Source organism: Streptomyces sp. NPDC002328, assembly GCF_042890065.1.
Classification (GTDB): Bacteria; Actinomycetota; Actinomycetes; order Streptomycetales; family Streptomycetaceae; genus Streptomyces.
Genome location: NZ_JBIARQ010000001.1, coordinates 1,049,492 through 1,074,636 on the forward strand (window position 1 = coordinate 1,049,492; position 25,145 = coordinate 1,074,636).

At 72.9% G+C, this 25,145-nt stretch carries 24 protein-coding genes and 1 tRNA gene; 6 read left to right on the plus strand and 19 right to left on the minus strand.

Features of this window, described 5'->3' with window-relative positions; translation table 11 throughout:
• Positions 1-24: 24 nt before the first annotated feature.
• Complete coding sequence (locus ACFYX4_RS04630; RefSeq protein ID WP_389325697.1) at positions 25-2,592, plus strand: tetratricopeptide repeat protein; 2,568 nt, start codon at positions 25-27, stop codon at positions 2,590-2,592.
• On the opposite strand, the gene ACFYX4_RS04635 is transcribed toward ACFYX4_RS04630, so the two are convergent.
• Positions 2,568-2,822, minus strand: coding sequence for a hypothetical protein (locus ACFYX4_RS04635; protein ID WP_389325700.1), 255 nt, complete (start codon positions 2,820-2,822; stop codon positions 2,568-2,570). The genes ACFYX4_RS04630 and ACFYX4_RS04635 overlap by 25 nt on opposite strands.
• A gap of 508 nt (positions 2,823-3,330) precedes the next feature.
• On the opposite strand from ACFYX4_RS04635, the gene ACFYX4_RS04640 reads away from it, so the two are divergent.
• The 3 genes from ACFYX4_RS04640 (at position 3,331) to ACFYX4_RS04650 (ending at position 8,104) form a co-directional block, all read left to right on the plus strand.
• Positions 3,331-4,764, plus strand: coding sequence for a PP2C family protein-serine/threonine phosphatase (locus ACFYX4_RS04640; RefSeq protein ID WP_389326735.1), 1,434 nt, complete (start codon positions 3,331-3,333; stop codon positions 4,762-4,764).
• Between the two features lie 156 nt (positions 4,765-4,920).
• Positions 4,921-6,303, plus strand: a complete 1,383-nt coding sequence (locus ACFYX4_RS04645; RefSeq protein WP_389325703.1) for a VWA domain-containing protein — start codon at positions 4,921-4,923, stop codon at positions 6,301-6,303.
• 94 nt (positions 6,304-6,397) lie between these two features.
• Positions 6,398-8,104, plus strand: a complete 1,707-nt coding sequence (locus ACFYX4_RS04650) for an FHA domain-containing protein (protein ID WP_389325706.1) — start codon at positions 6,398-6,400, stop codon at positions 8,102-8,104.
• A gap of 40 nt (positions 8,105-8,144) precedes the next feature.
• Here ACFYX4_RS04650 and ACFYX4_RS04655 read toward each other — a convergent pair whose 3' ends face one another.
• The gene (locus ACFYX4_RS04655) at positions 8,145-9,188 is read right to left on the minus strand and encodes a methyltransferase domain-containing protein (RefSeq protein ID WP_389325709.1); all 1,044 of its coding nucleotides are present in this window, start codon (positions 9,186-9,188) and stop codon (positions 8,145-8,147) included.
• A 110-nt stretch (positions 9,189-9,298) separates the two neighbouring features.
• On the opposite strand from ACFYX4_RS04655, the gene ACFYX4_RS04660 reads away from it, so the two are divergent.
• Positions 9,299-9,712: a globin gene (locus tag ACFYX4_RS04660; RefSeq protein WP_389325713.1), complete on the plus strand. Its 414-nt coding sequence runs from the start codon at positions 9,299-9,301 to the stop codon at positions 9,710-9,712.
• A 27-nt stretch (positions 9,713-9,739) separates the two neighbouring features.
• On the opposite strand, the gene ACFYX4_RS04665 is transcribed toward ACFYX4_RS04660, so the two are convergent.
• The 8 genes from ACFYX4_RS04665 to ACFYX4_RS04700 form a co-directional block, all read right to left on the minus strand.
• Entirely contained in the window at positions 9,740-10,447 is a 708-nt protein-coding gene (locus ACFYX4_RS04665) for a hypothetical protein (protein WP_389325716.1), read from the minus strand.
• Positions 10,444-10,854 carry an acyl-CoA thioesterase gene (locus tag ACFYX4_RS04670; RefSeq protein WP_389325719.1) on the minus strand — a complete coding sequence of 137 codons (411 nt, stop codon included), beginning with the start codon at positions 10,852-10,854 and terminating at the stop codon, positions 10,444-10,446. The genes ACFYX4_RS04665 and ACFYX4_RS04670 overlap by 4 nt, the downstream gene beginning before the upstream one ends.
• Positions 10,855-10,860: 6 nt before the next feature.
• Positions 10,861-12,525, minus strand: a complete 1,665-nt coding sequence (gene ettA / locus ACFYX4_RS04675) for an energy-dependent translational throttle protein EttA (protein WP_389325722.1) — start codon at positions 12,523-12,525, stop codon at positions 10,861-10,863.
• A gap of 194 nt (positions 12,526-12,719) precedes the next feature.
• Entirely contained in the window at positions 12,720-13,109 is a 390-nt protein-coding gene (locus ACFYX4_RS04680; RefSeq protein ID WP_389325725.1) for a hypothetical protein, read from the minus strand.
• Positions 13,110-13,291: 182 nt separating this feature from the next.
• Complete coding sequence (locus ACFYX4_RS04685; RefSeq protein ID WP_389325728.1) at positions 13,292-14,701, minus strand: Cys-Gln thioester bond-forming surface protein; 1,410 nt, start codon at positions 14,699-14,701, stop codon at positions 13,292-13,294.
• Positions 14,702-14,962: 261 nt separating this feature from the next.
• Positions 14,963-15,454, minus strand: coding sequence for a single-stranded DNA-binding protein (locus ACFYX4_RS04690; protein WP_389325731.1), 492 nt, complete (start codon positions 15,452-15,454; stop codon positions 14,963-14,965).
• A gap of 203 nt (positions 15,455-15,657) precedes the next feature.
• Positions 15,658-17,760, minus strand: coding sequence for a GTPase (locus tag ACFYX4_RS04695; RefSeq protein ID WP_389326738.1), 2,103 nt, complete (start codon positions 17,758-17,760; stop codon positions 15,658-15,660).
• Positions 17,761-18,063: 303 nt separating this feature from the next.
• Entirely contained in the window at positions 18,064-19,674 is a 1,611-nt protein-coding gene (locus tag ACFYX4_RS04700) for a dynamin family protein (protein ID WP_389325733.1), read from the minus strand.
• Between the two features lie 322 nt (positions 19,675-19,996).
• On the opposite strand from ACFYX4_RS04700, the gene ACFYX4_RS04705 reads away from it, so the two are divergent.
• Positions 19,997-20,069 (plus strand) — tRNA-Arg (locus ACFYX4_RS04705).
• A gap of 179 nt (positions 20,070-20,248) precedes the next feature.
• Here ACFYX4_RS04705 and ACFYX4_RS04710 read toward each other — a convergent pair.
• From ACFYX4_RS04710 to ACFYX4_RS04750, 9 genes are all read right to left on the minus strand, one after another.
• Entirely contained in the window at positions 20,249-21,643 is a 1,395-nt protein-coding gene (locus ACFYX4_RS04710; RefSeq protein WP_389325736.1) for a tyrosine-type recombinase/integrase, read from the minus strand.
• Positions 21,643-21,840: an AlpA family transcriptional regulator gene (locus ACFYX4_RS04715; protein WP_257564444.1), complete on the minus strand. Its 198-nt coding sequence runs from the start codon at positions 21,838-21,840 to the stop codon at positions 21,643-21,645. Before ACFYX4_RS04715 ends, ACFYX4_RS04710 begins: the two co-directional genes overlap by 1 nt.
• Positions 21,837-23,246: a replication initiator protein RepSA gene (gene repSA / locus ACFYX4_RS04720; protein WP_389325740.1), complete on the minus strand. Its 1,410-nt coding sequence runs from the start codon at positions 23,244-23,246 to the stop codon at positions 21,837-21,839. Before repSA ends, ACFYX4_RS04715 begins: the two co-directional genes overlap by 4 nt.
• Positions 23,247-23,337: 91 nt before the next feature.
• The gene (locus ACFYX4_RS04725) at positions 23,338-23,655 is read right to left on the minus strand and encodes a SpdD-like protein (RefSeq protein ID WP_389325743.1); all 318 of its coding nucleotides are present in this window, start codon (positions 23,653-23,655) and stop codon (positions 23,338-23,340) included.
• Positions 23,656-23,666: 11 nt separating this feature from the next.
• Entirely contained in the window at positions 23,667-23,825 is a 159-nt protein-coding gene (locus tag ACFYX4_RS04730) for a hypothetical protein (RefSeq protein WP_266717816.1), read from the minus strand.
• Positions 23,826-23,836: 11 nt separating this feature from the next.
• On the minus strand, positions 23,837-24,028 hold the full coding sequence (locus tag ACFYX4_RS04735) for a mobile element transfer protein (protein ID WP_389325746.1): 192 nt from the start codon (positions 24,026-24,028) through the stop codon (positions 23,837-23,839).
• Position 24,029: 1 nt separating this feature from the next.
• The gene (locus tag ACFYX4_RS04740) at positions 24,030-24,224 is read right to left on the minus strand and encodes a hypothetical protein (protein ID WP_389325749.1); all 195 of its coding nucleotides are present in this window, start codon (positions 24,222-24,224) and stop codon (positions 24,030-24,032) included.
• Between the two features lie 19 nt (positions 24,225-24,243).
• Positions 24,244-24,906 (minus strand): DUF2637 domain-containing protein, encoded by a 663-nt coding sequence (locus tag ACFYX4_RS04745; protein WP_389325752.1) that lies wholly within the window; start codon positions 24,904-24,906, stop codon positions 24,244-24,246.
• Positions 24,906-25,070 (minus strand): hypothetical protein, encoded by a 165-nt coding sequence (locus tag ACFYX4_RS04750; protein WP_389325754.1) that lies wholly within the window; start codon positions 25,068-25,070, stop codon positions 24,906-24,908. The genes ACFYX4_RS04745 and ACFYX4_RS04750 overlap by 1 nt, the downstream gene beginning before the upstream one ends.
• Between the last annotated feature and the right edge of the window lie 75 nt (positions 25,071-25,145).

The window sequence follows — 25,145 nt, forward strand, 5'->3', positions numbered from 1 at the left end:
GCGCCGCGGGGATGGGGTGAGGACATGAGTCAGGCAGGTCAGACGTGCCAGCGGCCGGGCTGCGACGGGTCGTACGAGGACGTGGGCGGCGGTGAACTGTACTGCGACACCTGCGGTCTGGCCCCGGTCGTCTCGGCCGGCGGACCGGGCGGCGGCACGAACGCGGCCGGCGGCGGCACGGGCGCGGCGGCAGGCGGCAAGGGCGGTGCGGGGAGCGGCAGTTCGCGCTCCAGCGCGCGCAGTGCCCGCAGTTCGCGTACGTCCTCGCAGTCGTCGAAGTCGCGGCGCTCGGTGTCCGGGCGGCTCTCCCGCTCCCTGTCGGGCAAGTCGACGGGCCGCTCGGTTTCGGTGCGCAGTTCCGGTTCCACGGCGGGCAGTTCGGGCCGGGCGCGGCTGGGCGTCGGGCTGGTCACGGTGCCGCAGGTGCCGAAGCCGGATCCGCGCGAGATGGTGCTCGACAACCCCGAGGTGCCCGAGCGCAAGCGGTTCTGCTCGCGCTCCGACTGCGGTGCCCCGGTGGGCCGTTCGCGCGGTGAGCGGGCCGGGCGCACGGAGGGCTTCTGCACCAAGTGCGGCCACCCGTACTCCTTCGTGCCGAAGTTGAAGGCCGGCGACGTCGTGCACGGCCAGTACGAGGTCGTGGGCTGTCTGGCGCACGGCGGTCTCGGCTGGATCTACCTCGCCGTGGACCGCGCGGTCTCCGACCGCTGGGTGGTCCTCAAGGGCCTGCTGGACACCGGCGACCAGGACGCGATGGCCGCCGCGATCTCCGAACGGCGCTTCCTCGCCGAGATCGAGCACGCCAACATCGTGCGGATCTACAACTTCGTCGAGCACCTCGACCAGCGCACCGGCTCGCTCGACGGCTACATCGTCATGGAGTACGTCGGCGGCAAGTCCCTCAAGGAGATCGCCAACGCCCGCCGCGCGACGGACGGCAAGCGCGACCCGCTGCCGGTGGAACAGGCGTGCGCGTACGGCATCGAGGCACTGGAGGCGCTCGGCCATCTGCACAGCCGCAATCTGCTGTACTGCGACTTCAAGGTCGACAACGCCATCCAGACCGAGGACCAGCTCAAGCTGATCGACATGGGCGCGGTGCGCCGCATGGACGACGACGAGTCGGCGATCTACGGCACGGTCGGCTACCAGGCGCCCGAGGTCGCCGACGTCGGCCCGTCGGTCGCCAGCGACCTGCACACGGTCGGCCGTACGCTCGCCGTCCTCACCTTCGACTTCCAGGGCTACACCACCGCCTGGGTCGACTCGCTGCCCGACCCCGACACCATCGAGGTCTTCCGCCGGTACGAGTCCTTCTACCGGCTCCTGGTCCGCGCCACCGACCCCGATCCGGCCCGCCGGTTCGCCTCCGCGCAGGAGATGGCCGAGCAGCTGACGGGCGTGCTGCGCGAGGTCGTCTCGCTCCAGACCGGCCGGGCCAGACCCGCGCTGTCCACGCTGTTCGGCCCCGAGATCAAGGTGACGGACACGGAGTTGTTCCCCCGGCTGGACGGGGAGGTGTCGCGGCTGGGGGTACGGGCCGGGGCGGGTCGCGGCAGGTCGGGGCTCAGCAGGCCGGGGCTCGGCGGGTCGGGGCTCGGCGGGTCGGGGGCTGGAACCGGCGTCGCTGCCGTCGCCGTCGCGCCGGGCGGACTCGTCAAGGCCGTCGACGCGCCCGCCGCCGCCCTCGCGCTGCCCGTGCCGCACGTCGACGCGTCCGACCCCAACGCCGGTTTCCTCGCGGGCCTGTTGACGTCCGCGCCGGGCGAGCTGATCACGGCTCTCGCCGCCGCGCCGGCGCCGTCCGTGGAGACCCGGCTGCGGCAGGTGCGGGCCTGGCTGGAGAACGGCGACTCCGACGCCGCCGTCGCGTCCCTGACGAAGCTGGAGGGCGAACGGCCCGACGACTGGCGGGTGGTGTGGTACCGGGGCGTGGCCTCGCTGGTCACCGGCGACCAGGAGGGCGCGGCGCTCGCCTTCGACGCGATCTACGACGCCTTCCCGGGCGAGCCCTCGCCGAAGCTGGCGCTCGGGCTGTGCGCCGAGATGCTGGGCCAGTTGGACAACGCGGCCGAGTACTACCGGCTCGTGTGGTCGACCGACCCGAGCTATGTGAGCGCGGCGTTCGGGCTGGCCCGCGTCCAGCTCGCGGCGGGCGACCGGCGGGGCGCGGTAAGGACGTTGGAGTCGGTACCGGAGTCGTCCATCCACTACACCGCCGCCCGGGTCGCGGCCGTCCGCGCCCGGCTCCGGCAGCGGACGGCCACCGCGTCCGACGTACCCTTCCTGGAAGACCTCACCGCCGCCGCGGCGCAGGTCGAGGCGCTGGACGCGTACGGGCTGGACGCGACGCGGCGCGAGCAGCTGTCGGCCGAAGTGCTCGGCTCCGCCCTGGACTGGATACTCTCCGGTGGCCAGGGCGCGGGGACCGGCGCCCGGCGGGTGCTGCTCGGCAGCGACCTGGACGAGCGGGGGCTCCGCTTCGGCCTGGAGCGCTCGTACCGCACGCTGGCCCGGCTGGCGACCGGCGGTGAGGAAAGGATCGACCTGGTGGAACGTGCCAATCGTTACCGCCCCCGGACGTGGGTGTAGTTGATGACCCAGATGCCCCGGCAGGCCGCCCTGCCGACCTGCCCGAGCTGCGCGGAACCGCTGGACGCGGCCGACCGCTTCTGCGGCGCCTGCGGCCAGGACCTGTCCACACCACCGGCCCACCCGCACGACAGTCCCACCCTGACGATGAACGGCCCGGCACCGAGCCGGGGCGCGGTGGGGGCGGAGCCCTGGGCGATGCCGCCAGCGGCGTCGGAACGCCGAGCCACCCCACCGGCGAGCGGAGCGGCTCTGTCGTCGACGGAGCTGAGCGGTTCGCCTCCGGCGGGGGCGGAGCAGTGGGGCGGCCCCCCGACAGGCGCGGAGCGTTGGGCGAGCGACGGTGCGCCGTCGGCGGGGAGTGAGTTCCGGGGTGCGCCCTCGGCGGGGACTGACTTCCGGGGTACGCCGTCGGATGGGACCGAATTCCGGGGTACGCCGTCGGAGGGGGCCGACTTCCGGGGGACGCCCTCGGCGGGGACCGAATTCCGGGGTGCGCCTTCGGCAGGGAGTGAGTTCCGGGGTGCGCCTTCGGCGGGCCCGGTCACGAGTGCGTCGTCGGCGGGCCCGGGGTTCACCGGTGCGCCGTCGGCAGGGTCGGAGGTGGGTCGCTTGGCTCAGTCGGGTGCGGACAGGAACGGGGAGCCGTTCCCGGGAGCGGGCCCGCACGGCACGCCGTCGGCCGGCTTCCCCCAGGGCGACGCCCCGCTGCGGGGCGCGTCACCGAGCGGGGCGGCTCTGCCGCCCGACGCCCCACTGCCACCGGCCGCCGCCCCCGCCGTACCGCCGGGCTCGGCGACGCCGCACGGCGGGCAGGCGGCCACGGGCGGGCCCGTGCCCCCGGGCGGGTACCCGGCCGCGGGCGGACCTGCGCCATCAAGCTCACCGGTCTCCCCCGGCGGCCACGCCACCCCGGGCTCACCGGTACCCCCGGGCTCACCCGTGCCGCCAGGCGGGCACGTGCACCCGGGCGCGTCGACGTCCGCCGACGGCCAGGTGCCCCCCGGCACGCCAGTCCCTCCCGTGGGCCAGAACCCCCACGGGGCCCAGGTCTCACACGGGGGCCAGGCACCCCACGGCGATCACGTGCCCCCCGGCACGCCGGGCGCCCCAGGCAACCCCGGCACACCCGACCCCTCCCACCCCGCCCCGCCGTCCGCAGGGCAAAGCTCCGGGGTGCGGTTCGATCGGCCCGCCGAGCCGGATGAGTACTCCTTGCAGGCGCCCGATCCCCGGGTGGCCGCGGAGGCCGTCGGCGGCAAGGTGTGCGTGGCGTGCCGTGCGGGCCGGGTGGACGACGACGGTTACTGCGAGAACTGCGGGCACGCCCAGCCCCGTGAGCGTGACCACATGGAACAGGAGGCCGGCCCGATCGCCGCCGTCAGCGACCGCGGCCTGCGCCACCACCGCAACGAGGACGCCTTCGGCATCGGCAGCACCGCGCTGCCCGACGGCGGCCCCGCGCTCGTCGCGATCGTCTGCGACGGCGTGTCCTCCGCGACCCGCCCCGACGACGCCTCGCTCGCCGCCTCCCGCGCGGCCAGCCGCTCGCTGCTGGCCGCCCTGCCCCAGGGCACGCACCCGCAACAGGCCATGCACGAGGCGATCGTCGCCGCCTCGCACGCCGTCAACGCCCTCGCCCAGGAACCGGCCACCGCCCGCGAACACGCCCCGCACCAGAACGCCCCCGCCTGCACCCTCGTCGGCGCGATCGTCACCGCAGGCCTGCTGATCGTCGGCTGGGTCGGCGACAGCCGCGTCTACTGGGTCCCGGCGGACCGCAGTTCGCCCCCGGCCCGGCTCACCGAGGACGACTCCTGGGCCGCCCAGATGGTCGCCGCGGGCCTGATGAACGAGGCCGAGGCCTACGCCGACGACCGCGCCCACGCGATCACCGGCTGGCTCGGCGCGGACGCCTACGAACTGGAGCCGCACACCGCCGCGTTCAAACCGGACCGGCCGGGCGTGGTCGTCGTGTGCACCGACGGCCTGTGGAACTACGCGGAGGCGGCCGAGGAGATGGCCGAGGCGCTGCCCCTCGACGCCTCGGTACGCCCGCTGCACAGCGCCCGCGTCCTCGTCGGCCACGCGCTCGACGGCGGCGGGCACGACAACGTAACAGTGGCCGTCGTGCCGTTCCCCGCCCCCGCGCAGGGGGCAGGATCGGCCTGAGGCCGCGCGTCGCGCAGGACAGCGTGACCGGCACGAGCACTGCGCGAGCAGTACTCGGCTCGTACACGGGGAAGCCGGGCGGACCGGAGGGGACCGGTCCACCCGCCGTCGTCGCCCCACGGACGTGGGGTTTTTCGAGGGGGATGTGAGTAGGGCATGGCCAATTTCTCGAAGTCGAACGTGCCGCAGTTCTCGGTGGACGTCTACCAGAACGAGTACCTGCCGGAGGGCGGCCGCGAGGTCAGCGCGATCGTGACGGTCAGCGCCACGGGCGGCGGCACCATCGGCAGCGCCGTCTCGGCGCCGCACCTGTACTCGCCCGGCGAGGGCCCGTCCGCCGCCGTGGCGATCATGGTCGACTGCTCGGGCTCGATGGACTACCCGCCGACGAAGATGCGCAACGCCCGGGACGCCACGGCCGCCGCCGTCGACACCCTGCGCGACGGGGTGCACTTCGCGGTGATCGGCGGCACGCACGTGGCCAAGGAGGTCTACCCGGGCGGCGGACGCCTCGCGGTCGCCGACGCCACCACGCGCGAGCAGGCCAAGCAGGCCCTGCGCCGGCTCAACGCGGGCGGCGGCACGGCGATCGGCACCTGGCTGCGGCTCGCCGACCGGCTGCTGTCGACCGCCGACGTCGCCATCCGCCACGGCATCCTCCTCACCGACGGCCGCAACGAGCACGAGTCGGCGCAGGACCTGAAGGCCGCCCTGGACTCCTGCGCCGGCCGTTTCACCTGTGACGCCCGGGGCGTGGGCACCGACTGGGAAGTGAAAGAGGTCACAGGGATCGCCTCCGCGCTCCTCGGCACCGCCGACATCGTCGCCGACCCGGCCGGCCTCGCCGCCGACTTCACGCAGATGATGGAGACGGCGATGGGCAAGGAGGTCGCGGACGTCGCCCTGCGGCTGTGGACCCCGGTCGGCACCGCCGTCAAGTTCGTCAAGCAGGTCGCGCCGACGGTCGAGGAGCTGACCGACCGCCGCACCGAGTCCGGCCCCCGCTCCGGGGACTATCCCACCGGTTCCTGGGGCGACGAGTCCCGCGACTACCACGTCTGCGTCGAGGTCCCGGTCGCCGGCGTCGGCCAGGAGATGCTGGCCGCCCGCGTCTCCCTGGTCATCCCGCAGCCTGGGGGCACCACCCGCTCGAGCGGAGCCGAGAGTGGGGGAGGCAGCGTGCAGAACCTGGGCGCGCAGGGCCTCGTACGGGCCGTGTGGACCGACGACATGGCCGCCTCCACCTCGATCAACCCGCAGGTCGCGCACTACACCGGGCAGGCCGAACTGGCACAGGTCATCCAGCAGGGCCTGGACCTCCGCAAAGTGGGCGATCTGGATGGAGCAACGGCCAAACTGGGCAGGGCCGTTCAGCTCGCGAGTGCGTCGGGGAACGCGGATACTGCGAAACTGCTTGCGAAGGTGGTGGACGTGGTCGATGCCACGACAGGTACTGTGCGACTGAAGGCGAAGGTCGCGGAGGCCGACGAGATGACCCTCGAGACCAGGTCCACGAAGACTGTTCGTGTAAAGAAGTGATCCAGCAGGACGACCGGAACCGGCGGGACCAACAGGTCCCGGCGCGATCCGGCGGGACTCTGCGGGACATGGAAGGAAAGGGGGACGCGCCGACATGCCGACCTGCCCGAACGGACACCAGTCGGGTTCCGACGACTGGTGCGAGGTCTGCGGTCACCGCATGGCCGGTGCCGTACCGCCGCCCCCGCCGCCGCCCACGGCCGGCGGTGGATACGGCTTTCCTCCTCCCCCGCCCGGCCCCGGCGGCCGTCCCGACGGCCGTCACCTGTCCGGAGGGCCGAGCGCCGAGCCCGAGCTGTGCCCGCAGTGCCGCACGCCGCGTGAGGGCGGTGCGCCGTTCTGCGAGGAGTGCCGCTGGAACTTCCTGACCAACACGGCGACCTCGTACACCCCGGCCGCGCCCCGCCCCTCGGGGCCCTCGGGTCCGGGCGGCGGGTTCGGCGCACCGGGCTCGGGTCCTGGCGGTCCCGGCGGGCCTGGTGGCCCGGGTGGTCCCGGCGGTCCCGGTGGTCAGGGTGCGGGCCCCGGTGGCCCGGGTGGACGGTTCCAGCCGCCGCCCCCGTCGTACGGCGGTGGCGGTGACTCCTTCGAGTACCAGAGCTCCCGTCCCTCCCAGGTGAACCGTCCCGCCGAGCCGATCCCGCCGGGCCCGCCGTCCTACGGCGGCGATCAGTCGCGCCAGTCGGGCCCGGGTGGTCCCGGCGGACCTGGTGGCCCCGGTGGCGGGCAGTCCCCGTTCGGCCGCGAGCCCTCCGGGCAGGGCGGCGACCCGTTCCGACGGGAGCCCTCCGGTCCGTCCGGCGACCCCTTCGGACGCGGTCCCTCCGGCCCGACGGGCCAGCCCGGCCCGCCCGGCAACCCCGGCCCGTCCGGCGACCCGTTCCGGCGGGAGCCCTCCGGGCCCCCCGGCGGCGACCCCTTCCGACGCGAGCCGTCCGGTCCGTCCGGCGACCTCTTCGGGCGCGAGCCGTCCGGCCCCGGCGGGCGTCCTCCCGGCCCGCCCGGCACGGGTCCCGGCGGCCAGTCCGGCTTCGGCGGCCCCGGCGGCCAGCCCGGCCCCGGCGGTCAGCCCGGCTTCGGCGGCCCCGGCGGCCAGGGTGGTCCCGGCGGTCAGGGTGGCCCCGGTGTTCCGCAGGCCTTCCAGCCGTCCGGCTTCCCGCAGGAGTCCGGTCGGCAGCAGCCGGGCGGCGGCCCGTCCGCTCCCCCCGGCCCGTCCTTCGGCGGCGGTGACGACGACTGGGTGCTCTCCCCGCCGTCGAACACCGGCCCCGGCGGTCCCGGCGGCCCGGGTGGCCCCGGTGGACCGGGCGGCGCGCAGGGCGGCGGCTACGGCTACCCGCAGACCGGCGCCACCCAGGCCCCGCCCCCGCCCGGCCCGGCGTTCCCGCAGCAGCCGACGACGTGGACGGCGACGATAGGCCCGGACCGCGAGTACTTCATGGCGATGATGCACCGCTCCGGCCCCGAGGCCGCGGGCCTGAACCTGCCCGCGTACTCCCCGGAGCAGCAGCGCCGGCTCACCGGCAACCAGATCACCATCGGCCGCCGTCGCCACTCCACCGGCGAGACCCCCGACATCGACCTGTCGGTGCCGCCGGAGGACCCGGGCGTCTCGCACCAGCACGCGGTGCTGGTGCAGCAGCCGGACGGCAGCTGGGCGGTCGTCGACCAGAACTCGACGAACGGCACGACGGTCAACGGCGGGGAAGAACCGATCCAGCCGTTCGTCCCGGTACCGCTCCAGGACGGCGACCGCGTCCACGTCGGCGCGTGGACGACGATCACGGTCCGCCGGGTCTAGGCGCAGTGATCACGGGATCCCCTGGGGTGCGACCCGCCCCCTAGGGGCCACCCGGCAGGGGCCAGGCGTACGGCCCCTCGGGGTCGTCGAGCCACGCCCACGCGTGCTCGCCGCCGACCGTGATGCCGTACCGCTCCCGTCCGGGCCTGCCCTCGCGCTCCCACAGCGCGTACGCCTCCTGCGGATCGAGGGCGCCCCGGGTCAGGGCCAGCAGGAAGCGGAACACGTCGCTCTCCCGGGCCCGTTGCGGCACCCCGCCCATCGGCGCCGGCTCCGGCTCGTGCCGTCCGGCCCCCCGCAACGGCACGAAGTAGGCCGGGGTGGGCAGGAAGGGGCCCTCGGCGTACTCGGCGTCCCGGACCGTCAGCGCGACCAGGCCGGTGGCCATCGGCGCCAGGACCAGCGCGCCCGGACGGCACTGCGCCACCCACGCGCGCGGGATCGACACCAGGGTGCAGGTCGCGATGATCCGGTCGAAGGGCGCGCGCTCCGGCACCCCGCACGCCCCGTCCCCGGTGACGACGGCCGGGTGGTGGCCGGCGTCGTCGAGATGCCGCCGCGCCGACTCGGTGATCTCCGGATACAGGTCGACGGTGGTGACGTTCCCCTCCCCGAGCCGGTACGACAGCAGCGCCGCGTTGTAGCCGGTGCCGGCGCCGATCTCCAGCACCCGGTCGCCGTCCGCGACCCGCAGCGCGGCCAGCATCAGGGCCATCAGGGAGGGCTGGCTGCTGGAGGAGAGCAGCTCGCCGTCGCGCAGCCGGGTGGCCAGCGGGACGTCCTCGTACGCGCCCCGCAGCCACCGTTCACGGCTGCGCGGGTCCGGGCTCCCGCCCCATCGCCGTTCGAAGCCGCCGGGGCCGCTGACGTAGTAGTACGGCACGAAGAGGTGCCTCGGCACCGCCGCGAAGGCCGCCTTCCACCCCGGGTCGGCGGCGAAGGCCCCGCTCGCCTCGATCTCCCGCACCAACGCCGCCCGCGCCGACGCGGCGACCTCCGCGAGACCCCCGAGATCCCAGCCGCCCTTGCCGTCCTCACCGTTCTTGCCGTTCTTGCCGTTCTTGCCGAGCGCGTACGTGCCCATGTCTCCACTGTCCTGCGGGAGGCGGGCCGAGGCGAGCGCCGCAGGACATGCGGTCCGGTCCCGGACGGGTGGTCCTAAGCCTGGAGACCTCGGTCTCCGCGTCTGAGAGCATGGGGGGCGTGAAAGAGATTCGGCGCGGCACGCTTCAGGAGCAGACCTTCTACGAGCAGGTCGGCGGGGAGGAGACCTTCCGCCGGCTGGTCCACCGTTTCTACGTGGGCGTCGCCGAGGACCCGATCCTGCGGCCCATGTACCCCGAGGAGGACCTGGGCCCGGCGGAGGAGCGCCTGGTGCTGTTCCTGATGCAGTACTGGGGCGGCCCCACGACGTACAGCGACAACCGCGGCCACCCCCGGCTGCGTATGCGCCACGCCCCCTTCACCGTCGACCGCGCGGCCCATGACGCCTGGCTGAAGCACATGCGGGACGCGGTGGACGAACTCGGCCTCTCCGAGGAGCACGAGCGGACGCTGTGGAACTACCTGACGTACGCGGCGGCGTCGATGGTGAACACCCCGGACTGACCGGACTGAGCGGGACCGCCGTCCGTCTCAGCGGACGCTGAGCCCCAGCGCCCCGAGTCCCGCGCGCCGCACGGCGATCGACCCGTACGGGGTGCGCAGCCGCAGCCACGCGCCGGAGGAGAACAGCCCCACCTGCTGAGGCCCCGCCTGCTGAGGACCCGCCTGCCGGGGCCCGGCGGCCGGGCGCAGGAAGCCCAGGGACTGGGCGGCGTGCACCGCCCGTACGGGGAGGCCGGTGTCCCCGACCGTCCGGGACCAGATCTCGCGCCCGATGCGGTCGAGTTCGGCCCGCGTACGCCGCTCGGGCGCCAGCTCCTCCGTGCGCCGCCGGAACTCGCCGACCGCCGCCCCCACCATCGCCCGCAGCGCGTCCGGCGCCGGAAGCCCCGCCTCCGGCCGCCAGCCGCCGCGCGGCGGCAGTACGCCCGCCCACGGAGGTCCGGTGACGGCGGCGGGCACGGCGGCCGTGGCCGCCTTCTCCGTCACGCTCTCCAGCAGCTCGCCCGCGGACACCGTCATGTCGAGCGTGACGTCCAGCCCGTCCTCGTACGGCTTCGCCAGCCGTACCGCGCGCACCGCCAGCACCTCGAACGACGGCGGCCGCCCGAAGACGGCCAGCGCGGTGCCGGCCGCCTGGAGCCGGACCGCGGCTCCACGGTCGTAGTGGAGCAGCCGGGAGAGGAAGGCCGCGAGATCCGCCGCCTCCCCCTCGTCGGCGAGGTGCAGCACCGTCATGCGGCGACGGCCTCCTCGGCGTCGTCCCGGTACTCCTCCAGGAACTCCCGCTCCTCGGCCGTGATGCGGCGCGGGCGCTGTGCCGCGAAGTCGAACGGCACTATCACCGTCGAGGCGGTGACGTAGACCTGGTCGCCGTCCTTCACCTCGTAGGCGATGGTGAAGGACGCCGCCCTGACCTGGGTGATCCACAGCTCGATGTCCACGGGCGTGTGCCGGTGGACGAGCTGCCGCTTGTAGTCGATCTCGTGGCGCGCCACCACGGACCCCTGCTGGAAGTCCTTCTCCGGGCGGAACAGGAAGTCGATACGGGCTTCCTCCAGGTAGCGGAGGAAGACCACATTGTTGACGTGGCCGTACGCGTCCATGTCCGCCCAGCGCAGCGGGCAGCGGTAGATGTGCCGCAAGATCGATCAGCCCCGGGTCAGCTTCTTGTAGGTGGCACGGTGCGGACGCGCGGCGTCCGCGCCGAGCCGCTCGATCTTGTTCTTCTCGTACGACTCGAAGTTGCCCTCGAACCAGAACCACCGCGACTCGCCCTCGTAGGCGAGGATGTGCGTGGCGACCCGGTCGAGGAACCACCGGTCGTGGGAGACGACGACGGCGCAGCCGGGGAACTCCAGCAGCGCGTTCTCCAGGCTGGAGAGCGTCTCGACGTCGAGGTCGTTGGTCGGCTCGTCGAGGAGCAGCAGGTTGCCGCCCTGCTTGAGGGTGAGCGCGAGGTTGAGGCGGTTGCGCTCACCGCCGGAGAGCACGCCGGCCGGCTTCTGCTGGTCGGGTCCCTTGAAGCCGAAGGCGGAGACGTACGCCCGCGACGGCATCTCGACCTGTCCGACGTTGATGTAGTCGAGCTCGTCGGAGACGACCGCCCACAGGGTCTTCTTCGGGTCGATGTTCTCGCGGCTCTGGTCGACGTACGAGATCTTGACGGTCTCGCCGACCTTGATGTCGCCGGAGTCCGGGGTCTCGAAGCCCTGGATCATCTTGAAGAGCGTGGTCTTGCCGGCGCCGTTGGGGCCGATGACCCCGACGATGCCGTTACGGGGCAGCGTGAAGGAGAGGTCGTCGATCAGGACCTTCTCGCCGAAGGCCTTGTTGAGCTTGCTGACCTCGACGACGACGTTGCCCAGGCGCGGGCCCGGCGGGATCTGGATCTCCTCGAAGTCCAGCTTCCGCATCTTCTCCGCTTCGGCGGCCATCTCCTCGTAGCGGGCGAGACGGGCCTTGGACTTGGCCTGACGCCCCTTGGCGTTGGACCGCACCCACTCCAGCTCTTCCTTGAGGCGCTTGGCGCGCTTGGCGTCCTTCTGCCCCTCGACCTTCAGACGGGTCTGCTTGGTCTCCAGGTAGGTGGAGTAGTTGCCCTCGTACGGGTAGGCGCGGCCGCGGTCGAGCTCGAGGATCCACTCGGCGACGTTGTCGAGGAAGTACCGGTCGTGGGTGATGGCGACGACGGTGCCCGGGTACTTGGCGAGGTGCTGCTCCAGCCAGTTCACCGACTCGGCGTCGAGGTGGTTGGTGGGCTCGTCGAGGAGCAGCAGGTCGGGGGCCTCCAGCAGCAGCTTGCACAGCGCCACCCGTCGCTTCTCACCACCGGAGAGGTTGACGACGGGCCAGTCGCCGGGCGGGCAGCCGAGCGCGTCCATGGCCTGCTCGAGCTGGGCGTCGAGGTCCCAGGCGTTGGCGTGGTCCAGCTCCTCCTGGAGCTTGCCCATCTCGTCGAGCAGCGCGTCGGAGTAGTCGGTCGCCATCAGCTCGGCGATCTCGTTGAACCGGTCGAGCTTGCCCTTGATCTCGGCGACGCCCTCCTGGACGTTCTCCAGGACCGTCTTGTCGTCGTTCAGCTTGGGCTCCTGCATCAGGATGCCGACGCTGTAACCGGGCGAGAGGAACGCGTCACCGTTCGACGGCTGCTCGAGCCCCGCCATGATCTTCAGAACGGTCGACTTACCGGCACCGTTCGGGCCGACCACACCGATCTTCGCGCCAGGCAGGAAGTTCAGCGAGACGTCGTCAAGGATCACCTTGTCGCCGTGTGCCTTGCGCGTCTTGCGCATGGTGTAGATGTACTCAGCCAAGAGAAACCGTCCGGCAGCTTGAAATCTGGCAGTGGGCAGATACACCCCATCTTGCCTGACCGCCACCTCCGGGTGGTAACCCGTTGCGCCGGGCGACGCTGACCTGGGGCTTCACCGCCGCCGGCTGAGCTGCCCGCCGCTGCTGTCCCCCGACGGCCGGCCTCGGGCGCCCTCTTACGACCCTGGCCGCGACTTCAGCATTGGTAGCGATGCATGTAGGGCGACTCGGGGCACCGGTGGCCGGCTTCGCAGGAAGGCCAGTCTGGTGGCTGGTGCCAGGCGGGATAGCCGTTGACCTTGGTTTGCAGCGCGCACGCCAGCTGTGTGTACTCCATGCCGAGGCGTTCTTCGAGTTCTTCGATGCGGGGCTGCAAGGTCTGCCGAAGTGCAGGCGGGAAGTCTTCTTCGTATTCGCCTTCCCGCGGGGTGGGGACGTCGCGGAGGACGCCGGCGGCGAGAACGTCCGCCTCCGTGCGCCAGTAGAGCTTCGGCAGTGCGGCGCCCGCGTGGTCCTGCGGGTGGATCAACGGGCACCAGACCAGTTGCAGCAGGTCCCTTCCGTCGGGGAAGGGCAGGTCGGGCACGTCTCGTGCGTAGAGCTGGGCCACGGGCACCATGGGGACTGTTCCAGCCGCGCTCTTTTCGCGGGGCCACGCCCAGTGTCCCGGTTGACCGCAGAAAGGCCAGGGCTCGTCAGCGGGCCAGAGCATCGGGCCGCCCAGGGAACTCGCGCCGACGCGGCGCGGGTCTCCTCCCCTCGGTTCGTTCAGTCGTGGGGGGTGGTTTCCTTGCGGGCGGTCAGGAGGAGGGCTGCGCCGCCGATGACTACCAGGCCTATCGCTGTGCCCGCGATGTAGGGGGTGGCGTTGGAGCTGCCTGTTTCGGCGAGGTTGACCGTTGGGGCGGAGGCTCCGCCCACGGTGGCGGGGCTGGGGGCGGAGTAGGTCTGGGTGGTGACGCCGGCCTTCGTCTCGGCGGCCTGGGTCCGGCAGTCGAGGACGCCGGTGAAGCGGGTGCCGTGGAGGGTGAAGTCGTAGGCCTGGTCTTCCTGGAGCGGGATCGTCACCGTCCGCGAGGCGCCCGCCGGGATGCTGTGTTCGAGGCCCATCAACTCGAAGACGAAGGGTGCGTCGCCCTGGTTGGCCGCGCTGATGTCGACGCCGTTCGCGGCGCAGTTCTTCGCCGCGGACAGGGCCGGTACGGCGCCGTTCTGGGCCCAGGTCGCGCTCGCCGTGGCCGAGACGGTGGACTCGCTGGAGCCGGCCAGGATCTGCGTCTGGCTGCGGCTCTCGGAGGTGAAGGCGCGGCCCACGGGCACGGTGGTCGAGGCTTGCAGGGTCAGCCCCGCCGTCCCGGCGGGGGTGTCGGCGGGCACGTCGAAGAACAGCTGGCTGCCGTCCTGCGCGGACGTGACGACCTTGCCGTCCTTGCCGACGATCCGCACGCCGCTGACAGCCGCGTCCAGCGGCGGCGCGACCGCGACCGCGCCGGCGTCGGTGCGCACCGTCACCGGGCCGAGCAGTTCGCCGGGGCGGCCGGAGACCGCGGACCCTTCGACGGCCAGCGAGGCCCGGGGTTCCGCCACGTCGCGGGCGGCCTTCTGGAGGTAGTCGGCGAGCTGTTCCGCCTGCGGGTCGACGGCGTCGACGTCCGCGCCGTCCGAGTAGCGCCAGATGGCCACCTGGGTGCCGGCGGCCGCGTCCTGCTCGGTGAGACCGCCCCCGATCCCGGCCTTCTTCGCCAGCGTGGCCAGGTCGTTCACCTGCGGGTAGGAGTGCTGGAGGATCCAACGGATCCTGCCCGCGTCCTTGTTGACGCCGAGCGAGGTGCCGCTCCAGGGCGTCTCGCCGTACTTGGCGTCCCGCTGGGTGGGGGTGTGCAGGTCGACGCAGTACGTCTGGAGCGTGCCGCCGCCCTCGACGGACATCTCGAACAGGCCCGCCGGGACCTGCTGGTCGCCATTGCTGCCGTCGTGGAGGACGGCGGCGCCGTACGTCTTGAGGCCCCCCATGGTCGCCGTCGCTCCGCTCTGGCCCTGCGCGGTCCCGTCGGCGACGGCCGTGCCCGCGGTGGTGACGACGACACCGGCGGCGACGACGCCGGACACCAGCGTCCCGGCGGCGAGGCGCACCGCGCCCCGCCCTCGCGTGAACGGCACGGCGAGCGAAGAAATCACGCAATTCCCCTTCGAGCAGGACCGGTTGGCGTGGGGGGTACGGTCCCACCAGCAGAATCAGGAGCCCCTTGAGCTTTGTCCGGCATCCTAGAGACGCGGCGCACCACCCTTCCCGACAAGGTCATCGGATGAGCGATCCGACTCGGAATCGTTATCCCGAAGATCGTCAACTGGTCTGGCTTATCGACAAATCCACTGGGAAACAGTGGTGCGGATCGGTCGATAAGCCGTTGTCCGGTCAGGTGATGACTTCCGGTGACATCACGTCACCGCCGCCGGCTCCCGTCGCCGCGCCACGTCCCCGGTCGGGGAATCGTCCGTCGGGGTCTCCCAGTTGGGTTCGGGTTGTCGCGGCGCGTCGGGCGGTCCCGCCGCCGCTCCCGCCGGCTCCGGCCTGACCGAGCGGCGGAAGGCCGCCGTCCCGCGTGCGAGGTCGTGGCCGATCGACACGGCGTCGATGTCGGCCGACGTCCAGTTCTGCTGCCCCTCACGCGACTCCGTGCGCACCTTCAGCCTGCCCTGCACGATCACCGGGTCGCCCACGTTGAGCGACGCCATCGCGTTCGTGGCGAGCTGGCGGTTGGCCCACACCGTGAAGAAGTTGGTGTGGCCGTCCGTCCAGGCGCTCTTCTCGCGGTCCCAGTAGCGCGAGGTCACCGCCAGCCGGAACCGCGTCGACGCCCCCGCCGACAGCTCCCGGTACACCGGCTGCGTCGCCACGTTCCCCACCGCGCACACCAGCGTCTCGTTCATACGAACCCCTCCCTCGCCCCGGCGCACGCCGGGCCTCACGCGCACGGGCCCGTCCCGTACGGATGCGTCTGCCGCGGTCGACGCGATCGTCGCGTCCGCCGCACCACCAGACTGCCTCCGCCGAGCCGGGCCCGCCGAGCGCTGTGGATCACCGCCCGCCTGTGGACAACTCCCTCACCCGAACGAGGTCCCCCCACCCACCCTCACCCCGCCCCGGCCCCGACCCCCGTCACCCGCCCGTACTGCTCCCGCACCTCCCGGTACCGCAGCAGCTCCGCGGCCAGGGAATCCAGGACCCTCGCCCGGCCGCAGCCCGCGGCCGCCTCCCGTAGTCGCCGTTCCGCGTCCTGCCCGTATCTGCGCGCCGGGCCGCGGGCCGCCATCCGGCAGCCCCACTCGACCAGCGGGCCGCCGATGATGCCGGCCACCATCAGCAGCGCGGGCACGCCCAGGTTCGGGGACATCACCCCGACGATCTGGCCGAACAGCCACAGACCGCCGATGACCTGCAGGATCGTCATGGACGCCTGCGACAGCACGGCCGCCGGCCACCACCCCGGCCGCGGCGGACGCCCCGGCGGCAGCCCGGCGTGCGCGGCCAGCTCGTCCAGCGCCTCCGGAAGCCCCTGCGCGCCGCGTACGGCCGCCTCCCGCACGGCCTGCGCCCAGGGCGCGGGCAGGCCCGCCGAGGCCCGCTCGGACACCCTGCGCACCGCCTGCTCGACGCGCTGCCGCGCCGTGGCCTCCTCGTCGGCCTGCGCACGGACCGGGATCCGGCCGGTCGGGGGGTCCCGCCGGTCCTGGTACCAGCGCCACAGCCGCAACCACGGTGTGCCGCACGCGCGGTTGGCGTTGCGCAGCCAGGCGCGTTCGGCCGCCTCGCCCGCGGCGACCGCGCCCACCGCGTCCGCGAGTCGGGCCGCGAACTCGTCCCGTGCCTCCTCGCTGAGCCCGGTGCTCCGTCCGGTGACGTACACGGGCCGCAACTGCGAGGCGGCGGCGTCCACGTCGGCGGAGATGCGCCGGGCCGCGGCGCCGCGCTCCGCGACGAACTGGCCGAGCAGCTCGCGCAGTTCCCCGACGCCGTCCCCGGTGAGCGCGGACAGCGCGAGGACGGTCGCGCCCGGCTCGTCGTACTCGCCGAGGGCGACGCCGTCCTCGTCGAGCAGCCGCCGCAGGTCGTCGAGGACCATCTCGGCGGCGTCGCCGGGCAGCCGGTCGACCTGGTTGAGGACGATGAACATGACCTCCGCGTGACCCGCCATGGGCCGCAGATAGCGCTCGTGGAGGACGGCGTCGGCGTACTTCTCCGGGTCCACGACCCAGATGACGGCGTCGACGAGGGCCAGGATCCGGTCGACCTGCTCGCGGTGCTGCACGGCCGCCGAGTCGTGGTCCGGCAGGTCGATCAGGACGAGGCCCTGCAACTGCGCCTCCGCGTCCGCGCTCTGCACCGGGCGCCGGCGCAGCCGGCCCGGGATGCCGAGACGGTCGATGAGGCTCGCCGCGCCGTCGCTCCAGCTGCACGCGATGGGCGCGGCGGTGGTCGGCCGCCGCATGCCGGTCTCGGAGATGGTCACCCCGGCGAGCGTGTTGAACAGCTGCGACTTGCCGCTGCCGGTCGCGCCGGCGATGGCGACGACCGTGTGCTGCCCGGAGAGCTTGCGCCGCGCCGCCGCCTCGTCGAGGACCCGGCCCGCCTCGGCGAGCGTCCTGCTGTCGAGCCGCGCGCGGGAGAGCCCCACGAGTTCGCGCAGCGCGTCGAGCCGGGAGCGCAGGTAGCCGTCGTAGGCGAGCGGGGGGACGGCCTGGGAGCCGCCGCCGGTCCGGTTCTCCACGACGGCTGCGGCTGCGGCCGCCTGCTCGGCGGCAGTGTTCTCGTTGACCCGGCGGGCGATCAGCCCGTCGTCCCAGAAGTCGCCGCTGTCCGGGGGCGGGGAGGCGTCTCCAGCCGGCGGCAGCCCCGCCGAGAGGGGGCGCGCGCCACCTGCGCGTACGCGCGCGGGGCGAACGTCTTGGCGTGACGCCCGCGCGGGACGGTCGCCGTCCCGGTCCCGCTCACGGGCTACGAGATCGCCTCCGCGCGCGCTTACGGGACCGGGGCCGCTGTCGTCCCGGGTGCGTACGGGGCCGTCGCCCTCGCGCGTGCGTGCGGGCCTGCTCTCCTCCCGCTCCTCATCCTTCGCGGGTACGGAACGCTCCTCATCGCGCGTGCGTGCGGGGTCGCTGCGGGCGGCCTTGCGGTCGCTCGCCTCCTGCCGCGCGGCGCGGTCGCCCTCGCGCCACCGCGCCCAGCCGACGCTCATCCGCCCCCGGGTGTGTTCCTTGCCGTTCCGGCCCTTCCGGTGGGACGGGGCCTCGTCCGTCACACCCGTGCCGCCGTCACCGTCACCGTCGACGCCGGATTCGCCGTCGGCAGGCGCGCCCTTCGCCTCCTCCCCCGCGCTCGCGCTCGCGCCGCCCCCGACCCCGTCCTCCGGCGCGGCGGCCTCCGCAGGAGCGTCGTTGTCCTCGGTGCCTCCGCCGGAGGCACCCTCTCCGGATCCCGCGGGACCGTCGGAGTGATCGGCGTTTCCCATGTGGTCCTGGTTCGTGACGGCGGTCACCGGTCACCTCTCCTTCTGAAGTACGGACAGCGCGGCGATGAGTTCGGCCTGGGGTTCGGCGTGGACGTCGAGTCCGTCGAGCGGGGCGAGGCGGCGCTCGCGTTCGTTGTGCATCACGCGGTCGAGGTACTCGACGAGCAGCCGCCCGCCCCGGTCGCGCAGCCGCAACGCGCCGTGCGCGCCGAGCCGTTCGGCGAGGCTCTCGCCCGCCGTGCGCGCCCTGCGGGAGCCCAGCAGGGCGGTGGCGACGAGGGCGGCGATCATCTCGGGGTCGGAGGCGGCCCCGCGGTCCAGGTGCCGCACCTCCTCCTCGGCGCACTCCTCCAACTCCCGCCGCCAGCGCCGTACGGCCATGCCGATGCGGTGCTCGGCGGTCTCCGGCGAGGCGTCGCGGTCGAGCAGGGCCGGCGTGCCGGCGGCGGGCTCACGTCGCCAGGCCTCGTCGACGCGTTCGTCGGCGGCGGTGACGGCGCACACCAGGAGCGCCGCCAGGCTCTCCACGAGGGCGTCCAGGAGCTCGCCGGGGGCGCAGTCCAGCGGGAAGGCACGCCAGCGCTTGAGCGCGTCGCCGGCGAGGACGGCCCCGCTCTGCAATCGGCCCCGCACGCGCGTGTACTCGCCGTCGTACGCCGCGTCGACGGCCGTGGTGAGCCGCAGTGCGGCCGCGTACTGCGCGGCGGCGGCGCCGGCCAGCTCGGGCATGCGGGACTTGAGCGAGTCGAGGACGCCGAAGGCCGTGCGGGCCATCACCGCGTTGCGGGCGGCGAGGTCCTGGGCGTGCTCGACGAGCCAGGTGCGCAGGGGCGCGACGGCGGTGGCGGGGAGGAGCCCGCCGCCCCAGGCGGACTCGGGGAGTTCGGGCACCGTGAAGCGCGGCACGTGGCCCAGTCCGGCCTTGGTGAGCAGGGCGGCGTACTGGCGGGACACCTCGGAGACGACCTGGTGGGGCACCCGGTCCAGGACGGTGACGAGCGTCGCGTCGTACTCCTTGGCCGTGCGAAGCAGATGCCAGGGGATGGCGTCGGCGTACCGCGCGGCCGTGGTGACCATCACCCAGATGTCGGCGGCGCAGATGAGTTCGGCGGCGAGGAAGCGGTTGTCGGCGACGAGGGAGTCGATGTCGGGCGCGTCGAGGAGGGCGAGGCCGGGCGGGAGGGTCTCGGCGGTCTCGATGCGCAGCACCCGTCTGCCGTCCTGTCCGGGGAGCAGCAGGTCGTCGTCGCTGGGCTCCTGATGGGGCACCCACACGCGCGTGAGGTCGGGCAGCACCCGCATGCCGCTGAACCAGTGATGGTCCTCCGGATGGCACACCAGCACCGGGGTCCGTGTCGTCGGCCGCAGCACGCCCGCCTCACTGACGCGCCGTCCGACGAGGGAGTTGACGAGCGTCGACTTGCCGGCGCCGGTGGAACCGCCCACCACCGCCAGCAACGGCGCTTCAGGTTGCCGCAGCCGGGGCACCAAGTAGTCGTCCAGCTGGGCGAGTAGTTCGTCGCGGTTGGCACGCGCGCGTGGAGCCCCCGCCAGGGGCAGCGGGAAGCGTGCGGCGGCGACACGGTCGCGCAGGGCGGAAAGTGCGTCGAGCAGCTGAGGCCGTACGTCCAAGGTCACCACATGCGAAGAATGCCCAATTTCGGGGGATTTATGAAGCATATAGACATGCCTGCGCGCCGATAGGACACAAGGGACGGAAGGTGCGACTGGGGCAGAGGCACAGCGCAGGCATAACGAGTGCACAACACCCGGGGCCCCAGACGCCAAAAAGCGATGCACGATTCGCACCTGCCTGCGATTATCAGGACCGCTTCACTGAACCTCCACATCGAGCCACGGAGGCGAAGCACTCGGGACAAGGAACCGGGAGCCCTATCCTTGTCCCCGGCAACGTCGCGGATCAGCCCACACCCGGGCACCAGGTACGAGGCCACCACACCCGGCCCCCGTAGCTCAGTGGATAGAGCAGGCGCCTTCTAAGCGCTTGGCCGCAGGTTCGAGTCCTGCCGGGGGCGCAAGTCTCCGCCCTCCCTTCGGGAGGGCATTTTTGCTGGTCAGAGCACGTTTCACCCGACACGACGAAGCCCCGGACACTCCCCCGACGATCATGGGGAGGTTCCGGGGCCGTCCGACTGTCACCGGGTTTTCGCGGGTGGCCATGTCGAATACGTGTCGAAGTTTTCGGCGAGAAGCGTCAGCCTGCGTCGGCCGACTCGGGGAGATCTCCAGCGGCCTCCAGCCGCCTTTTCAAGTCAGGCAGCTGCCCCTCGACACACCGTGCGTAAGTGGCCAGCAGGACCGGCACGCTGTTCCCGGCCCATTCGGCAACCTGAGCGGGCGGGATCCCGTCATTGAGCCACTTCGTGAGGCGCGTGTGCCGGTTGTCGTACACCCGCCTCCCGGTCGGCGAGTCGAAGACGTGCGGAGGCAGGACAGCCTTGCGCGCGCTGCGCCACGCCCGGCGGATGACCGATCCCGCGAGAATGCCGCCTGTCTCCCCCTGGAACAGCAGATCACCGGGCTTGAGGTGCTCGTCCTCGATGTGCTGCCGCAGGATGCGCGTCAGGGCGGGATGCCCCGGCACGGTGCGCGTCTCGCCCTCGGCACGGCCCTTCAGATCGCGCTCCTCGTGGATCTCTCCGGTGTCGGTCCACTGCTTGCCGATCTCCGGAGTCGCCGTGTGGATCAGCAGCTCACACCACTGGTCCCCGGCGTCGGAGCCGGGAAGCGTCACGTCCTGCACCCGCATGGCTACGGCTTCCTCGGGTCGCAGAGCGCAGTAGTACAGCGTGGCGAAGAACGCGTGCAACCGCCTTCCCCCGCGTGGTCGGCACCGGATCCAGTCGAGGAGCGCCGCCGCCTGGTCCGCATTCATCAAGGACCGCTTGTCCACGGCGTTGCTGGTCTTGGTGACAGTCGTCGCCTCCTTCCCCTTGGGGAGGGGATTGGTCCGCAGGACGCGCCGCCGGATCGCGTGCTTCATCACGACGTTGAGGATCCGGCGGTTGCGCTTTCGGGACCAAGCCGCCGCCTGCTTCCCGTCGAGGCGCGTGTCGACGGCTCGCAAGACCTCATCGACCTTCTCCGGCTCCTCCCAGACCGAGACCGGCAGGGAGTTGCGCTCCACCCACCTGAGGATGGTGACTACGTCTCGCGGGGCATCCGCACGGCGGGTCGCGTTGAACGCCCACTCGCGCAGCGCGGTCCGCACAGCCACCGGGGCGAACTGGGTCGGCTGTGCACGCAGCAGCGCGATGGTGACCGCTGTCAGGGTCTTGGCGGTGTTCTTACGACTGTTGCCGCCGAGCTCCGCCCAACGGGCGTCCACGTACCCGACGGCGAACGCGTACCAGGTCATCGAAGCCGACTTGGAGCGGTGGGACACCGGCAGCCCGGTCGCGATGACGAAGGCTTCGCCCTTGCCCGTGGCCCGGATCAGTTCGGAGCGGAAGCCCTCGGCGAGCGCGACGGTGCCGAAGGGCTCACGCCAGCGCTTGCCCGCGACCTCCCAGCGCACGGTGTACGTGGTCTTCCGGGCACCCTTGTACGTGAGGATCTTGTAGACCTTCACGTCGTACGTGGTTTCCATCAGGCGGCGTCCTCGCGGTCGTCGAGCCAGTGGTCGAGATCGCTCCGCCGGATCCGGAGGTCGCCGTTCGGGAGCTTGATGCAGCGCGGCGCACGGCGCTTCGCCCGCCAGTCGTAGAAGGTCGAGCGCGAGACGCCCAGTTCCTCGCAGACCTCCGCGAGGGTCAGCATGGTGCGCGACCGAACGGCCGTGGTCATTCCGTGTTCCCTTCGCTCCGGAGCGCCTCGCGGGCGGTCTCGCGGTTGGTGTGCAGGTCGCGCGCGATGGTCGCGGCGAGGGCGGCTTCACCAGGGGTGTGGCCGTGGCCGGCGTACTGCCAGTCGGTCAGGACGAGGACGGTGTCCGGTTCGCGGTCGTCGAGGCCGAGGGCCGACGCCTCCTGCGCGGCGCGGAAGTCGGCGCGTTCCTGGCGGAGGGCGCCGAGGGTGGTGGAGTAAGTGCGCGACTTGGACGAGAAGTGCCCGCGGAAGCCGAGCATGTGCGCCCAGGCCCAGAGCCGTCGGTCCGGATACAGCGCGTCGAGGTCGCGGCACGCGGTGATGAGCCGCCGGGTGTGGTCGGGAACGCCGTGGCGGTCGAGTTCGGCGAGTTCGCAGATGCGGCGGTCCAGGGTGCCGGTGTTCTCGGCGGCCTTGGTGGCGTACTTGGCCACGTACGAGGCGACGGCCTGTTCGGTGATGTCGGAGCCGTCTCCGAAGGCCTTGACCGGGCGGACGTCGAGCTGCCGGCCCCATCGGAACGTCCGGGCCGGCTGGTCGTCGGCGGCCGGAACCGAGACGGACGTGTACGAGTGCGCGGCGGCGGCCCGGAGCGCGTCGGTGAGCACGTCGACCGTGGCCCAGGCGGGCGGCGGTGTGCCGGGTCCTTCGGGGCCGTCGAGGCGCACGACGGCGTGGAAGTGCAGGGCCCCGCGCTTCTGGAACTCCGCCACCTTGCCGTACGAGACGCGCAGGTGATCGGCGAGCTCCCGGCGGGCCAGGCCGCGGCGGGCGGCGAGTTCGCGGCGGAGCCTGGTGGTGAAGCGCTGCCAGAGCTGTCCGGCGTGGTTGTTGAACAGGACGGCGCCCGCGTAGTCGTAGCCGTCCGGGTCGAGGGCGGTGCCCAGCTCCGGGGCGTCGGACGCGTGCCGGTCGCCGCAGCGGCAGGGCCCGCCGTGATCGGGCCGGTTGTGGACCGGGCCGAACGAGGGGGCCGTGAGGGTGGCGAAGACGCGCGGGTGATCGCGGACGTCGGCGGGGATGTCGCGGCGGTCGTCCCCGGCCAGGCCAGCGCGGATCAGGTGGTAGGTGTCGCCCGCGTAGGTCCAGGCGCAGGAGGGACAGCGAGAGGCCCTGCGGTTGCCGCAAGCGAGGCGGAGGCGGCCGCCCGGCTCGTTCTCGGTGGAGTAATGGTGCAGCGTCTCGCCGGTGGTCTTGTCCTTGGTGAGCGTCCAGCCGGTCAGGTGAATTGGGTCGGAGCAGCCGCCGGTACGGCGGATCTGGTCCTCCCAGCGGGTGTAGTCGAAGGCCGAGCCCACCCGGAGGACATCTCCGAGGGTGATCGGGTCGAGTGGGTGGGTGGACGTGGTCACCTTGGGTGTCGTGGGTAAGGCCCGGTGGGCCATGCTGGAGGTTCCTTCCGGTTGCGAGATCGATCGGTGGGGACGGCTCCCGGGCGGCGGATGCTTGGCGGTATCAGGGCCGCCCGGGGGCCGGTCAGCGTCGCTTGGCGTCGGCGGTGATCAGGGAGCGCAGGACGACGGCGCAGACGGCGACGGACACGCCGGTGACGGCGACCGCCAGGAGCAGCGAGACCAGGACGGCACCGAGGACCAAGACCACAGCCGTGCCGGCGCCGACGAGCGCGAGCGCGGTGCCGGGGGTGAGCTGGACGACCGGGCGGGACGGGACCGGGGCGACGGGCGTCGACGGTGGTACCGGAACGCCCGGGGTGACGGTGGTCGGCTCGACGGCGGCGGGCCGGGAGACGAGTCCCGTCGGGGTGGGCATGGTGGGGATCTTCGGGCGGAGCATGACGGGTCTCCCTACTTGGTGATGGCGGTGTCGATGACGGGGGCGAGGAGGCTGTCGGCGATGAGGTAGCCGCCGAGGAGCAGCACCAGGACCAGCCAGAGCGGCGGGCGGAAGAGCTTGCAGCCGAGGTAGCCGACGACGGCGAGGGCGAACCAGAGCGGAACCTGCATGGCGGTGTCTCCTAGCGGACGCGGCAGCGGTGGGTGCGGGCGGCGAGCTGGGCGGCGGTGCCGCTGGAGTAATCGGCGGACCAGCCGCAGCGGTCGGCGGTGCAGACGGCGGCGTGCACGGTCCGGCCGGTGCGGTCGCGGTGGGTGCCGATCTGCACGGGGCCGATCCGCATCACGGAGTGGAAGTTGTCGCGGGCAGGCATGTCAGTCGGTCTCCTCACGGGTCGCGGTCGGGTCGGGGAAGCTGGCACGGATACCGGCGGCGGTGGCCGGGTCGGCGGTGCGCTGAGCGGCTTCCTCGGCGAGCAGATGGGCGAGGTAGGGCCGGTCGGCGGCGGTCATCTCGCGGGCGCCGTCGAGGTAGTCGGCGGCAGTCAAGTCGGCGGGGTCGGAGGTCATCTGTTGTCGTGCCTTCCGGTCAGGTGAGCTGGGCGGCGATGGCGTCAGCGAGGTGGGGCGGAACGCCGAGGCGGGCGCGCAGGGTGTCGGTGTCGATCGGGGCACCGGTGCGGTCGCGGTAGTCGGCAGCGACTTTGCGGGCGTGGTCGACGAGGACGGCGGGAACCGCGGGGGCCGGGTCAGCGGGCGGAAGCGCCGACTGTTCCTCCACCGGGGCCGCGGTGGGCACCGGGTCCGGCACGGGGTCGCTTTCCCGCTCGGGGGCTGTGACGGAGTCGGTTTCCGGTGCGGGTGCCGGCTCATCCGGGAGCCGGTGGTCGGCGGAGTGGGCGAGGAGGGTGCCGCCCAGGAAGGCGAGGGCGGGCCATCCGGCGATGCCGAGGCGGAGCAGGGCGGGTGGTTCGGCCAGGTCGAGGAACCCGGCGGTGGCGACGTTCGCCCCGAGGGAGGCGAACAGGGCGATGAGGAACCAGCACCAGGCAAGCCGGGACGGGCCCTCGGAGCGCAGTCGTCGCCAGGCGGCGACCAGGAGCAGGTCCACGCTGATTGGGTAGGCCCAGGCCTTCCAGCCGTCCTGACCGGCAGCGGCAGCGAGGTCGTGCAGGTGGGCGAAGGACAGTGCTCCGGCGATGACGGCCTGGACCAGGACGGCGTCCACGCGCAGACCGTGACGGGCGGGCATCAGAACCCCTCACCGGGCATGGCGGGCGGCTCGGGAAGCGAGGCGGCCAGGGCGGGGCTGACGACGTCGACGAAGTCGAGGTCGGCGCCGGTGGTGTCGGCGTAGAGGGCGAGCTGGCCCAGGAGCAGGACGGTCCGGGCGAAGTCCTCGCAGTCGGGGCACATGATGCGGGTTCTCCCTTCATCAGGCATGGCAGGGGTAGGGACTTGGCGCGAGGGACGGTCGCGCCGGCCGATGGG